Below are 15473 nucleotides of genomic sequence, written 5' to 3' on the forward strand. Positions count from 1 at the left end.
TATAGGTCAAAATTTCATTACTTACAAATAATATTCACCATTTTAGGTAAAGCCTTATTTGCAGCCTCGAGCTTTTTAGGAGCAAAATCCTTAGGATCTAGATTGTCGAATTTCTTGTCAATTGTTAATGTAATTTCCTGTTGAGATAATCCGTTTTTAACTTTTGTTATTTTCATTTCCATGATTATAAAGTTATTAACTTTTAATTGTAAAAAAATATCAACAACAAAAAAGATTATAACCCTCTGTTGTAATAATTTTTGTAACTGATTTAGCAACATTTATAGAACAATCACATCCTCTGGAGTTCCATAGTTCTAACCCGCTAAATAAGTATGAACCATTTAAAATAATTAGCGTTATTTCTTTGATTAGTTTTTAACCCTTAACACAAAACCATAAACTATGGAACAACCTATCGAATCAGCAATCATTAAAGAGATCAGCAATACTTTAGGTATTCCTGAGACTTCTATTTCCTCCGGACAATCAATTGAGGAATTAGGAATGACATCAATTCTGGCAGTTCAGCTTGCGTCCAAATTGGAGCAACAATTTGGAGTAAAGGCCGACATGGACGGTTTGTCTATGCATAGTACAATTGGTGAGGTCGCCGATTATTATAAAACTAAGGCTAAATGATTTTGGTTATTTATTTTTATTTTATAGTAATTGTTTTGAAATATCTATTCATATTTTTTGGCTAGATATTTGAATAATAGAAATGATTCTGTACACCGGGTCTATCTGATATAAACAACATTATTTTGCCAGATAGACCCTTTGAAAAATATTTGGATAACCTTTATTTATACAAATAATTTTTTATGAATTATAATCAAAATTCACAAAGAGGGAAACTATAATTTTTATATGTAATTGCTTCATCAATCTTATTCATAATAAAGCCACCTTTTATCAATCTCTTCCCCTCATCTTGATAATAGTCTCCATTAAACAAAACTATATTGTCATTAGATGATGTTTCAATATTACCTCTAATAAATCCCAATATATTTGATTCAGGTGTACTAATACCATAACTTAGTAAGTAAGATTTATCTGGAAATATTACTGCTTTATTAGTATTCCAATTATATGGGTTCTGAAACTTGACCAAGGGGGATTCATGGTTATCTTTTTTCCAACAACGTTTTCCTTGTAAATGCCACTCAATCATGTTTCCTCTGACATGCCTTAAGTAAATAGAACAAATACCACCATGTGCATAACCTTGATTTTCCCGGTAACACTTATATTCGTATTTACCAGAAATATCAAAAGGTACTCCACGTTTAATTTGAAAGTAATTTTCCTGAGAAAGGAATTTCGATAATGGTGATAATGATGTATTCTTCTCTTTATAGGCTGAATATACTGATTTAATCTTTGATGTTAATATCTTTCGAAATTTTTTATATTCTTGCGTATCTTTGTTTTGTGTCATCTGTGTAGGGTACATTACGTGTTCAAATGAGCTTAAATCAAAGTTAAATTTTGTTTTTTCATCAATTACTATAATGATTGGCATATCGAAAGCTACCCTTAAACCTAATTCATATAATACATTGGGATTGTTTCCACTTACATCGCAAATTACTAATGGAATTTCGAATAGGTGATTAAAAATTCTACTCTTTATCTCGGGGTTGGTATTGTCAAAGCTGACAACTTCTGTGTTATCATAATTAATTGCGTCAGATACTATTGATGCAAGGATTTTTTTTACTCCTATCCAGTGACCTGCGGAATAATCATTTATGCCAGAAATAGGCATAATTAACCCACATTTTTTGTTAAACTCCATGGTGAATATTAAAAGGTATTTTAGGGTATTTCGCTAGTTAAAATAGAGATTTATATGGAATTTGTCAACATATTTATATAATTACCTTTAAATTATTTTTTTAATTAATTCCAATTTATAAATGATGTCTTTCATTTCTCATTGAGTAATAAGTTTACATACGCAAATTAAGAATGTATTGACCATATCAGGGTTATAACCCTTAAGTATTTCTCGATCATCTGAGAACTTTTAGTTGATGAATGTTCTGGCTGTTCTGGTTTGGATATGTAATTGTCAAATTAAGGTATAATTTTTAAGTTAAAAAATGAATGGACAGCTAACTTTTTTAGAACATTTTTAGCTTAAATTATCCCATTCTCTATTTAAAAGTATGGTAAAAGTGATTACTTTTGCGCCTGTTTTTAAGAGACCATTCAAATCTGCCATATCTCAAAAACCTTGGGAAAAGCCACTACGATAGTAGAAAATTCAGATATGCGTTATAATTATTATTTGGTAAGAAAAATACGGATTTCATGCAAAAACCATTAAAATCAATATTCCTACTGTTATTGCCTTTTGCCTGCTTCGCTCAGAAAACTGTTTTACCCGGAAACCCAGACATTAATGCCAAACGATTAAAACCGGGAAAATCATTATTCACGATCTATTACGTAAAAGACCAGACCTGGACCAAAAAAGGATCATATACCAACGAGCTAACTATTTTAGGAAATGAGATGTATTTTATTACCAACTACATCGATGAGAAAGAGAAATGGTATAAAAAGAGAACTTCTGTAGCTGATGCAAAAACACTAAGTCCTGTTAGTTATAAATCCGAAGGATTAAAGAATGTGCTTGATCTGAAATTCGGTAATCCCGTTACCGGTAAAGAACATTTTCTGAATGGGGAGAAGGATAAGCAACTTGAAATAAAGCCAACAGGCAAATATGTTGATTTTAACATAGCCGAACTTCTCTTTACCACTTTGCCACTGGATGTGGGCTACAAAGCTACTGTTCCCGAGTTTTACTACGGTTCAAGCCCCGACAGTGTATTATCCAACTACCTTATTAAAGATGTAAAAAGCTATTTACATTACTCTCCTAAAACAGGGAAACACGAAAGCTGGCTTGTTAGTGTATTGGAAGAAGAGTCTGGCGTTATCTACACATATATAATAGATAAGAAAGATCACAGGATCTGGCAACGTGAAATGCCGGCAGGTGGAGGTACTATTGAAATTTGTACGAATGAGGAATTGGATTACCTGCCTATAGAAAGCAAATTTGATAAAGAAGAGAATCTAAACAAATTGGAGAAAGGGAACAGTGCAATTGTAGGCACCGCATTTGCCAGAGATCACAACAAAGGAAGTTTGGCAGTGGTAAATATCAATAGGGCTCAATATGCCCCAATAGGTACAGTAGTATCTATTCTTCCTAATTCACCCTACATCCAGGAATGGAAAGAAGTGAACAGAAAGATCCGGAAGGGTAAAAAATTACCGGAAGTACCTATCGACCCTAACGTTGCTGCCTGTATTAAAACAACAAAAGTCTACGATGATAAAGGACATTTCGAATTTACGAACCTGATGCCTGGCGAATACATACTATTCACAACTTTTGGGTATACCCACCGTTATTCTTATCAATACCGTAGTGGTACGTCCTATCTGATGCACCCAAGCGGAGCGGTGCTCTCATCTAGTCCTACTTATGGCTCTGCCAGTGCTTCCTCAGGCGCAACAGCTGAAATAGAATCAATTGTCACCATTCGGAAAGACGGCGATAAAGTAGACGTTAGCCTGAAAGAGGTACGTTGATCAACTTACACATAAAAGCATAACAAGGGGCCGTCTCAAAGCATTGAGACAGCCCTTTGATGTTAGGCATGATGGAAAGCCTTTTATGGCTCCAATTGACCTTTATTTTAATATTTAGGTTCTCCCCATTTATTCAGCGCAGGATTACCAGGCATGGTTACCGGGCATGCTTCGGACGCTGCCTTAATCTTTTTGCTGATACTGCAGCCACAAACCTTGCAAACACAATCTGCCGCTCTTTTACCAATAGTATCCTTAGATTTGGATGTTACCAGTTTTTGCAGGAATTTCTCGGGCTTCACCAGGTGTTCACAGGAAAGGCAGGCATCTTCTCTTTTTTCCAATACTTCATCACTCACCACTGTAAAACCAGATTTGGTCCAGTTTAATAAGGCTGTTCCCGCTCTTTTAATCAAATCTTTGTTAGTTAATTCTTTTTCCTCCTCAACTCCATACATTTTATTGCCAGGATCATTTAACAAGGCATTCAAAAAGGGCGCACTCTGACGGCTAATAATAAGATTTTGGGCATATACAGGATCATTGATTGCCCGCAATAGTGCGTTGGTTGGTGCGCTCCCTGGCAAACCTAGAAAGCTGCCGAATTTTACGGCTAAATCGTCAAATGAACTGCTTTCGTCTACCTCAAGAATTTCATGTATCATGGTACTTACTGGATTTGTGACTAAGAAATAAGGAGCCTGTAATACTTTGCAGTATACAGGCCTCCTTATTATTGAAGCCGGTTATTAAAATTTAAAACTGGCGCAATTATCACCCTTGATCAGTGGTTCTCCTTTAGCAGAAGTCACATCATATACGCAAACGGAATAACTTCCCGGTTTACCCATAATGGTATGAAGATTTACCACACTTGGATTTGTAGGGTCTATACGGGCAGCATTTACGGAAAGAATCGGATCGAATACATAGTTACCGATTGCTGTAGCTGATTTAGGATCTACCGGTACGTTGTAAGTAACTACCAGAATAGTACCTGTTTTATCAGTTATAGGAAGTGCTGATTCTACCTGAAGTTTAGGATCTACAGGCCCACCGGCACATGCAGGCAAAGGCATCATATGGAATGCTGCTTTCATGGCTTCCAGACGGCAATCTGTTGATATATGCATGCAGGTATTACCTTTCTTCCCTGTTCTCAATTTAGGATTGATCAGATCAAAGAAAGATGTCAATGTTTCAATAGCCTGCGAAATGATTGGACCAGAAGAAAGACCATACCATACCTTAGGTAATACCCCGGTAATTGCAAAGAAATCTGATTGACCTTCGCAAGTATAATCCTCGTCATTTTTAGGAACACCGCCATAGAGGTGACCTAATTCATGGGCAATAACAAAAGCCAATGTATCAAAGTCCATCAACGCAACACGTGCCAGACCTCCATTAACAACTACGAATGATTTACCATATTCAAAAAATGAATATGCATTTGGCATCTGGTTTACCTTATCGTAGTAGAATATAACATCTGGATAAAAACCTTGAAACATGGTGAACAGATATTTCACCAGGTCATCACCAATACCGGAATAAACAGGTGATATATTTGATTCCGGATTTTCAAGGATTGAAATCGCTTGTTCTTTGCTTACAAAGTGCTGGGCACTTTCAGGAATAATAACAGGGCCTCTCTTACCAAACACTTCAAATACAGAAGAATCGAAATCTTCCGGTTTGTGCTCGGGGTGATGCGCTTTCAATGCATTACCAATAACGTGTTTGTATTTCTCAAAGTATTCCTTAGTACCAAATTCAGGCAATTGGGCGTGATTGGCAACCAATGATTTACTATCTGATTGTCCGCCACCCAGGCCAAGTTGTAAGGCATAATCGCCACAAACAATACCTTTAGCAAGCATCAGGTGTCCATCCATTGTTGTGGCTGGGCCAAGGCTGGTTGCAATATGGTGTAGCCCTTTTTTGTATTTACCAACTTCCAGACTTTTAACCATTGCAGTAGTGCCGTCATAAAATACCAGTTGGTCTTGATCCGGAACAAGTCTGGATGCGGATTTCATTTTTTTATCTGTCATATAAAATAACTGATCTCTGGAAACAAACAAGTGATCCAGTTTACCATCCGAAACCTCATAAGTAAGTTTAATCATGGTAATTGCGCTGGAATTTCCACCAGCACCATTACTAAACAATACTTGTTTCTGGCTCCATTTGGTGAGGTCTGCATTGTCTGCTACATAAACCAGATCACCAGGATTGAATTCTGCAATTGCCTTGTAGGTTTTTAAATCCACAGCAACAGGTGTTTCATTGGCGAAACAACCGCAGCAGCAATAGCAGCCTAACTCAAGGATAGGTACTGGTGATGTTGCAGAGTAAGAACAGCATCCTTGATACCTTACAGGGTCACATCCATTTGGATAAACATCGGTGCAATTACAATAGTTTTCTGAGTAATCCTTGACAATAGTAGAATTGCAATGTTCCTCAGAACACATTGTTCCGTGCAATTTCTTGATATTATCGAGGCAGGGCTGGTACCACCAGTCATTAGTGCCCATAGACTTAATTTTTTTTGAGTGAGAGAAATGGTTTTAAATTCTGTTGCAATAGCTGGATAATACCAGCAAGAAATGAAATGGTTATTTTACTTTCAGGGTGTACCTCCTTTTTTTGGTTTTATAAAATATGATTAACTAAATGGGGGCTCTGTGTAATAAATAACTATTGCCATGTCAGTTAACTTTGTCGGATCAAGTGCCTTATTCTGGCCTGTTCCTTTGGATATTGCATCCGGCAGATTCGCATCCACAAACTGGATTGTACAATTCACACTATCTTTCCCAAAACCTATACTCTGTAAATCATCTCCGCTTATCTCACCATAATTGGCCGAGATATTAAATAGCTTGGAACCCTGACTGGCTTTTATCTGTACAAAAGTACTTCCACTCAGAGCCGTACCATCGGCTAGTTCGAGCTGTATTCCCAGTTTTTCGACCTTTACATTGGCCATATTGGGCAACCAGAAATTATCTGTAATTGGGAAGGTGATTGATTGCATACCACTCACCGGAGTGCCAAACAGGTTGGTCCAGCTATTAAAAAATGCCTTTTCTAAATCGAAGGTCTTAGCCTTGATATAACTGTTTGAAGGATACTGAATATTCTTATAAATATTCTTGACATCTGAAGTGAAATTGTTACCTCCAAATTTGGATGTATATTTTACATTGATGATGATATCAGAAATACTGTTATAGTTAATTCTGTTTGTATCCGGAGGTAGACTTAATGTCCACGAAGAGATTGCACCAGTGCATTCGAACGGCAAATATCTTTCATCATCAAAATTCAATACAAACAAACCTGCATCATCTATGCCTTTTGATAATGCAATCTGTTGTCCGGGTACCCAGTTTTGTCTCAGGATATTGGACGGTGGCTCTTCGGTGGTAAGACCTGTTCCGGCTGTAGTTTTGGAAATTACATATTTCACCGCATTTGTATCCGGTACCAGAATTAGCCAATTGTAATTTTGTGTAAGCGTAGCATTCAGGTTCTGATAAGGTCCGATTACCGCCGGAATAGAAATAGATATGGACTTTATCTTTCTGCAATACTGACCTGGAAAGTCAAAATCAAATAACTTCTCACTTAATACAAAATCAAGTACACCTTGTGTTCCACCATTATTGCCCCACTTAAAGCGTAAGAATTCTTCTGGGAAATTCTGCTGAACGGAAATGGTTTTTTCAATTTCGAAGGTACGTGTGTTGATGTTATTATACGAAGTTTCCATTTGCTGCAACGATAGCATCAGCGATTCTCCGGCCAGTAAGCCTTTATACAGACTATCCCAATAATCGAAGGTAATAAACTGAGTGTTGGTATCTTCTTCAAACTGAAATGCTGCCTGTGCTTGCAATGCAGTATTTAATGCCAGGTTATAAGTTTGGAAGTACAGTGATGATAACCTGGAACTCATCCACGTATAGAGGTCTTCATTCGTAAATTTGGATTTCAGGAAACTATCAACTGTTTGAGTTTGAGTGATACTCTGTTGGTTGACAAGCAAATCCTGCTGAGCAATCTGAATACGTGCCTGGCTTGATGTAATTTCCTGATTGATTTGTGCAACTTCATAATCGGCACTTTCTTTCTGGAACTTCCAATCTTCATCCCGGCGTTGATAAGTACCTGCCGTAGCTACCAGGCCAGCAGATTGATTCAGTATCTCTGCAGTGATGCTACTGATACTGGCTCCACACGTTATGGCTTCGCCAAATTCCATTCCTCCGTCTGCAAATCCGAAAATATTGGGGGCAAGATATCCAGCGATGGCTACACCATTAATACCCAATGCAATGGTTTGAGGAACTGTGGCAGATGAACGTAATGCCACATCGGCAATTTCGTAAGAATTCCAGCCTGCATCCAACAAATCGGTAAAGTACTGTTGTTTGTATTGCGCGCTTTCAAGACTTTGCTGTAATGCTGCCAATTGAGCCTGGGCATCTACAATTTGTTGTTGCTTTATTATTACATTAAGATTCAGCAGATTTAATTCGTTTACAGTTTGCAGTTGCTGTAATGCTTCGCTATCTTTTTTCTCTAGCGCAGTGAGTAGCTCTCCTCCCAACTGAGTAACTGTGCCGGTTAATTCTTTTGCCAACTGTATCATGCTGCTAAAGCGATATGCAGGTACATTTGGCTGCACCATAGAACTAAGGTTCAGAATATTGTTGCCAGATGCTGCTGCTTTTACCAGATCCATTGGATTAATAGGTGGTTCAAACAATGGCAATGGCTGTGGAACTCCGTTTATATTCAGGCAATGCCTGATGTTATACAACCGGTTTTCGATGGTATCCCAATAGGTAGCAAACATCTCATTTTCAGGAATACAGAAGTATGCTTCAATGTCATTGTATGGTACATCTTTCCCGATTGGAGGAATTACTGGTGGGAGAGATGAAGAAATAGCATTTTCCATGTCTATGAGAAACTGTGGTATACCACCAACAGTATCACCATACTTCTCCAGAATTTCATTAAAGTTAACAGGGAACTGAGGGGGCTGCTCACCCATATCTACAGGGCGCGGACCCAACAGATCATAGGCATAGATGTATAACATCATAGCTGCAGTGATAGACTCCCAGGTATATAATCTGTATTCACTGTCGCCCCAATCGATCAGGTTCTGAATATATTGCATAACCGTCGCCTTTTCGTATGCACCGATTCTAAGTCTTGCAATGGCATGCGGATCAAAAGGATGACGATCGTAAGTATAAATCTGTGCTGCGTCGGTTAGTTGATCGGTCAGCGATTGCAAGGTATGTTCTCTGAAAGGCTGGAATTGCCAATAAGTATACAGAGGGGTGATCAGATAATTGTTGACCAGAATATTTTTAACTTCTGCTGCTTGTATTTCAGATATGTATAAAGTAGCTGCCAGCATCTGTATGCTTACATTCAGTGCTGCTTTTTTTACCATGCCATCTTTATCAATCAGGTCATTAGGCGGTGTAGTAAGAGTGGTAAAGATCTGAGCAGATTGGATGGGTGAGATATTGTTTACCACAAACGAATCTGGCCCCATCTTTACTACACTCAATGTAGGGTTGAAGACATATTGATACCAATCTTCTGCATCTTCAAATTGCAGATTATTATTCAATACCTTAGCCACCAGCATCGGACCATGGAAGAATAATTCCCAATAGTATTCACCATATGGCCCCACAAAACTTACCTGCTCATCATATTCTATTTTAGGAGGGGTTACGGCATCGGTAGGTGCCATCTGATCAAAATAAGACACAACATTCTTAGGCGCCTGTTGCGATTCCAGCGACAACATCTGATCAATTCCTTCTGTAAACAGTATCCGGCTAAGTTTTCTGATGGCGCCAGTGCTGATTCTGTCGACAGTGAAATTGAGTGAATAGATATTGTCATTGGGTTTAAACTTACTAGGCGGAGTATCCTGGTCTGGTGTTGTGAGTACAGCTTTAATTTCTGTAGCCTGGGCTTCAGAAAGCCCGGTTGCTGCAGCAATCATTTCTATACTCAACTCATCAGCAATAATAGAATCTACAATTCCATCTTCACTGATTATCTCATTTGGTGGTGTGCGGAATACCGTATATACCCTTTGGGATGTAGCTTTGTCTATATCCTTTGTTTGAAATGAATTAGGTTCAACAAATACATAAGTACCACTTTCATAACAAATACCGGTTAGTGAAGATGAGAGCAGTGTATTCTTAACTTCATAAGCCTGCTCAATTGAAATACTACATAAAGTAGCCAGCATAGCCGGTTGTATAGCAAGTGCCTTTGCTAAATCTACCTGCCCGTTTGCACCTATTATAACATTTGGCGGCTTAGATAATGCATTGAATATATTGAAGGAGGTAGTCTGGTCTATATCCAGCGTCATAAATGAATACTTATTCACACCATCCAGCAAATTTCCAATTCTGGCCAGGTCACTGATATCGCCATACTTATCGTTCTTAAACAGATAGCCATCTCCATCATTATAAAAAATAAACATGCCCGGATTATTATCTATCGGAATAATCTGGCTGTTATAAGTAGCTATATTTTCGAGTAATGACTGTGTTCCATAATAGTGGGTAAACAGCGTGTCTCTTACTTCCCTGGCCTGCTCTGTCTCGAGCGATAGAAGCTGGGCATACATAGTCACATCAATATTCAGAGCGATACTCTTCACCATGCCACTACCATCAATAACATCATTAGGCGGAGTGGTAAGAATTTTGAAAATAGTGGCTGATTGTTCGGCTGTAATGTCGGGGGCAATGAAGGAGGTATTATCCACCGGGTAAGGCTCCAGGAAGCTAACAGCTTCCAGGCCCATTCCTTCAATATAATTAGTTCTTAGTGTATTATACGATGGTTGTAGTACCAGTTTCTTTTCTACGCTGGTTGCTGCAAATCCCGGGGCACTATTTCCTGATAAGGCATCATCCTGCAGAAAAACATATTCATTGTTGTTGACCAGGAAACTACTTTCCAGTAAGGTATCCAGTACAATGAATGGAGTAAGCGGATAGTATCCTGCGGTACCGTTAGTTTTTCCCTGTCGTATAACGGCATCGTCTATACTAATTTGCTTTTCAAATGCATAGGTCATTGGTGGAGCCTGCGGATTGGGAGCAGGAACGGATGAAGGGTTATACGTTAAAACATTGGTGAGTGGTCCATAATAAAGATAAATTTTTTGTTGCTTCTGCGGATCGGCCTCGGGATCATAGAAGTTCTTGTCGTCGCTTGGAAATGCTATTACCCGATTGTAATAGGGTTTATCAAAATTGAAGGTGGTAGCGTTGAACGGACTACTGAAAGAAGGATACGGACTTATATCTATCACCTGATTATCGACAACGGTTTGTGGTTGTTTCCAATTACCGCTGTAATCATAAAAAGATGATTTAATAGTAGCTTTTGTTACTAGAATTTTAACATTGTCCGCTCCTGTTTCATTGGTCTGTACCTGCTCTACCCAAAAAATGAACAACTTGTTAAAGGCATATGTAGCAGTAATATGATCAGAATTGATGGTGATATTTATCTTATTCCATTGCGACCATACATCCCCGGGCTGCCTGGTAATATAATAATATTGGTAGGGAACAGATTGGGTTCTGGCAAAGAGATACAGGATTTCACTTTCAGGATTAATGGGTCCATCTGTATAGCAATGATATCCACTCACATATTGTAGGGTGGCCAGTTCCTGGAATGAATCCAGGTATTGTGTATAGGCCGCTTCTACAGTAGATTTGGTAATATTTCCCTGGCTTAGATTATTCTCCAGCTGTTTGAATAAATCTGTTTTTGAAGCACGTAAGCTTGGGTCCAGATAATTTTCGGGATATAGAAATACCTGCCGGTTTGCCTCCCATACACGATAGTTCATAATCCATTCCCAGTATATATCCGGAAGGTCGGCCTTATCAATAACAACATTTCTTTCCAAATTGAGCCGGCACCGTTGTAAGTATAACTGAGCAGAATTCAATGCCTGTTTAATGTAGGAAATATCCTGGCATCCTCCCCGTTTAACATCAATCAATAGATATTCATATAAATTATTTGCTGTGGTAATGTCTGGATAGGTTTTTCCAACTTCCCATACTGTCAGATCAAGCATTGCTGTTCGCTTAGCTTCTTCGAGTTGACCATTCATGGATTTAAAAACTGTTGGCCATGCGTCCGAAGGTGTAGCTGCCTTTACATTTTGAAGGAGGGTAGACGATAAACTGTTGTAGGTTGCCCAGTTGGTTGCATTTGTCTGCTGCCAGGAAGCAATATCATTGAGTTGTTTGAGAAAGTATACATCTATTCCCAATTCGGCGGTAATAGTGAAGGCTACGTTCAGCCGCTGTATTTCCAATACAGTCTTACAATTGACACCAGTTCCGAAAAAGTAATCACATAAATACCTGCACTGATCCTGGTGCCAGCCTGTTATAGCACTTAACTCTGCACAGGCATCCAGGGTGGTAGACTTTACTGTATAAAGATAACCTACCAATGCATTGTTTTTATCTCCAAAATCACTCTCCTGGTTAATAAAGGTATTGAGTGCTATTATGTTATTCGGACTAAAGGTGAGTAGGAATGTGCTGCTGTTGAAATTGTAGGTAAGATTGTAGGCTGTTGGAGTTTGGATAATGCCTTCAATTTGTACAATATTAAAACCAAGGCTCTTATAAAGAATAATAAATCTTGAAAGCCCCTGAATGAAATTGAATATGAACAATAAATCATTAGTGGTTTCAATGGTTGGATCTGAATAGAAATAAATATTGTCTTGCCCAGGCAGCTGATAGCCATAATAGAGTACAATTTTGGCTTTATCATCAATAGTCCATGATCCGGTACCGGTGGTTACAATATTGATTGTTTCCGGTAATGGTAAACTATTTTTTGAAAAGACAGCCCGCACTTTGGTTGGGTCGAGATCCGTAGTGCTTCCATCCTTCAGCACAGAATTGGCAGGAGTGGAAAAGAGATCTTTCAGGTAGAAATATTCCAGATAATTTGGAGCATTGAAAAGCGTTTTCACCTGATCAATAATGCTCGACATAAAGTCAGACTTTACCTGGAAGAAGGATGAAATTTCAGAAGTGAATACATTAGTTTGATTACTTCTGTATGTATTAGTGGTTTGAACAATATTTGTTTTGTTTTGGAACGTCAGTGTGAAATCGTTGCTACTTAATACCGTCAACGAATTGGGCAGATTCTGTATGGTTAGAATATTGGTATTTGATACAAATCCTGCTGAGTCGACATAATTCTGAGGATTAGCCTTCATCCAGTCAAAGACTGCTTTGGATTGTTCCGGAGAAATTCCATTACCGGTGAAGCTACTTTCCAGTAGCAGATTTCTTTGAAGTGAGGAATTAAGGGAGTTGATAAAATCCGGTACATTCACTACTTCATATCCGGTATTGACATATTGACTGGGTTGTGCATTACAGAGATAATTTACTGTAAATGCATTAAGCCCGGTTCTGCGCATCCACTTGAGGTTTTCAACTATCTGAATAACATTATCGGGTACAAGAGATAATGCAATCAGTTCCGGATGCCCGGATTGTGTTAATCCCAGCTGTTTTAAGAGTTGTATATATTCGCTGGTCTGGATATTGAGTGTCTTTACCAGCATTGCATGACGGTAGAGTACAGACAAATTCGCAACGCTTAATTTGATGCTCGTTACCTTTCCGAAAGTAGCCTGGGCTATCTGCCTTAGCGAATCTGTAGAAGTAAGGATGCCCGAAATAACAATATTGCCTGGCGCTGATTTGGTATTATCGGTATCGTTGAGATACCAGTCCAGGACATCTGATTGATAGAGAGGATTTACAAACTGCTTGTAGTTATCCTCATATTTTGGATGATATGGAATAATATCTGTAAATCCAATTTGTTCAGGTCCATTGAATACTTTGTCGAACAATGCCTGTGAAAACTGTTGGTTTCCAATACCGGTTGTATTTATATCGTACCATAGACTCGCCAGTAGGTCTAACGGTATTGAATACTCGGTATAGAGTTTCATTACTTTTGCCAGTTCAATGATAACCTTATCAGAAATCTCACGACTGGTGCTTGTTACATAAGATAGTGTCATCAACATCCAATCGAGCGATGCATAATCCCATTCCAGTTTTTGCGACAACCGGATAAACCGGTTTAATGTATCGAGTGTATTAATGTCGAGATTGGCAATTTCATCAAATACATTATTGGGATCTACTTTATTCTCTCTGATAAAGAGGTAGGTAGTTTTATCGGCAAATGGTTGGTTGATAAAGAAGTTATGAGGAATGATTCCACTGGCGGCAGGTGATTTCGTTGTATCCCGGGTGCCGTTCCAGGTAGCAGTTTGCCAGGGCGCTCCCAACGAAGTGTTCCAGTTACCGGTAAATGACATGGCATTATCTGTAAACACAAACTGGCAATATCCTTTTGTGACAGTAGTGTTTTCAGTTTGGATCCATTCTCCTTGCACCGTTTTATCAATGATACTACCATTAATTACAACAGTACCTGAAGCGTAAGTACAAATTGCTTCTATGTTGCTACCGGATTGCTCGAAGACAATCGTAGACCCCTTCATGCCGGTTGTATTATAGGTACCGCCAACATTAAAAATTTCTTCTGTATTGAGGTTTTCCAGTAACAGTAATTTGAAATTCTCGAGGGAGATACCAACCTGACTTATAAATGTATCTACCTCGTTTAAATGAGCCAGATTACTGCTTGTGATAGTAACACCATAGTTGGCACTTAATACTGCAGGCAATTGGCCTGTAGCTGGCTTCATATAGTTGTTCAATTCTTCTACGGACATATTCAGGTATTCCCGTGCAATGGCAAGTCCGCTGCTGCCGGTATCCATCGAAGAGAATATATCAGACAAAGAAGTGTTGTTCTGGGCGAGATAGATTCTTATCTCTTCCAACGGAAGATTAAATGGCAGGTTGAAAGGATAATATCTGCTTACAAGATCAAAGTATATATCTTCTACATTTAACGCATTCATGAGCGTTATTTCCAGAATTTCATTTACAATCTGCAGATAAGGAACCAGGTTGTTTGTATTTGCACAAGTAAGTTTTATTTGAGAAATATCCGGCCTTCTGTCGTTGAACGAAAGTCCGGCAGGAATATCCGGATTGGGTTTTGTAATGGCTTTGTCTATGATCCGTAGCAAATCTGTCAGGTATGCGGCTGCTCCCATAATGGATTTACATTCAGGGCAACTGCAATAATCAAGAGAACCAAAAATCTCCTGGTAGCTCGAGAGATTTTCAAAATCCTGAACAGGATACTGAGGCGCAGGGGAGGAGGCAAGAGACTGATAATAAGGAGATTTACGAAGCTGACTAATATTCGTCCAAAGCAGCATTACTTTGGTTTTGACGTCATTCGCCTGCTGATATATTTGACGTGCTGTTTTGCTACCTCCCGGCAGTTTGGAAGCAAACTTTTTAGTAAAGTGTGATGGACTGTAGGATGTAATTTTCCTGGCGGAATCCAGCTCGTTCTCGAGCAATGCTTCTACAACATCATGATCCGGATGCAGCCGTAAAAGGCGTTGATAAGCTTTCAGTACTTCTACTACTTCTTTTTCCTTTCCCTTGGAAAACTTTAAGGTAGAAAGATTTCGCTCATCAATAAAATTAAAGGTATGTATATCAAATTCAGGATTGGTTTTATAGAAAGATGCGAGTTTTTTACTTTTTATTTTTGTGGGATTAGTTTTTTTCATCGGAATATATTTAATATTTTTTTTGATTGAATATTTATAATCC

At 38.5% G+C, this 15473-nt stretch carries 7 protein-coding genes; 2 read left to right on the forward strand and 5 right to left on the reverse strand.

Annotated elements, in window-relative coordinates; genetic code table 11:
- Positions 1-17: 17 nt before the first annotated feature.
- Complete coding sequence (locus DVR12_RS27535) at positions 18-182, reverse strand: hypothetical protein (protein WP_158563185.1); 165 nt, start codon at positions 180-182, stop codon at positions 18-20.
- 223 nt (positions 183-405) lie between these two features.
- Here DVR12_RS27535 and DVR12_RS02650 point away from each other — a divergent pair, with 223 nt between their 5' ends.
- A complete protein-coding gene (locus DVR12_RS02650) occupies positions 406-642 on the forward strand; it encodes an acyl carrier protein (protein WP_116973897.1) in 237 nt (78 codons plus the stop codon).
- 196 nt (positions 643-838) lie between these two features.
- Here the strand turns inward: DVR12_RS02650 and DVR12_RS02655 are convergent, their stop codons facing one another.
- The gene (locus DVR12_RS02655) at positions 839-1807 is read right to left on the reverse strand and encodes a hypothetical protein (RefSeq protein ID WP_116973898.1); all 969 of its coding nucleotides are present in this window, start codon (positions 1805-1807) and stop codon (positions 839-841) included.
- A 518-nt stretch (positions 1808-2325) separates the two neighbouring features.
- Here DVR12_RS02655 and DVR12_RS02660 point away from each other — a divergent pair.
- Positions 2326-3621, forward strand: a complete 1296-nt coding sequence (locus DVR12_RS02660) for a DUF3108 domain-containing protein (RefSeq protein WP_116973899.1) — start codon at positions 2326-2328, stop codon at positions 3619-3621.
- Positions 3622-3728: 107 nt separating this feature from the next.
- On the opposite strand, the gene DVR12_RS02665 is transcribed toward DVR12_RS02660, so the two are convergent.
- From DVR12_RS02665 to DVR12_RS02675, 3 genes are all read right to left on the reverse strand, one after another.
- Positions 3729-4286, reverse strand: a complete 558-nt coding sequence (locus DVR12_RS02665; protein WP_116973900.1) for a hypothetical protein — start codon at positions 4284-4286, stop codon at positions 3729-3731.
- Positions 4287-4370: 84 nt separating this feature from the next.
- Positions 4371-6164 (reverse strand): M48 family metalloprotease, encoded by a 1794-nt coding sequence (locus DVR12_RS02670; protein ID WP_116973901.1) that lies wholly within the window; start codon positions 6162-6164, stop codon positions 4371-4373.
- A gap of 131 nt (positions 6165-6295) precedes the next feature.
- On the reverse strand, positions 6296-15430 hold the full coding sequence (locus DVR12_RS02675) for a Tc toxin subunit A-related protein (RefSeq protein WP_147323399.1): 9135 nt from the start codon (positions 15428-15430) through the stop codon (positions 6296-6298).
- Positions 15431-15473: the final 43 nt, after the last annotated feature.

It is taken from the genome of Chitinophaga silvatica (genome assembly GCF_003419895.1).
Lineage (GTDB): Bacteria > Bacteroidota > Bacteroidia > Chitinophagales > Chitinophagaceae > Chitinophaga > Chitinophaga silvatica.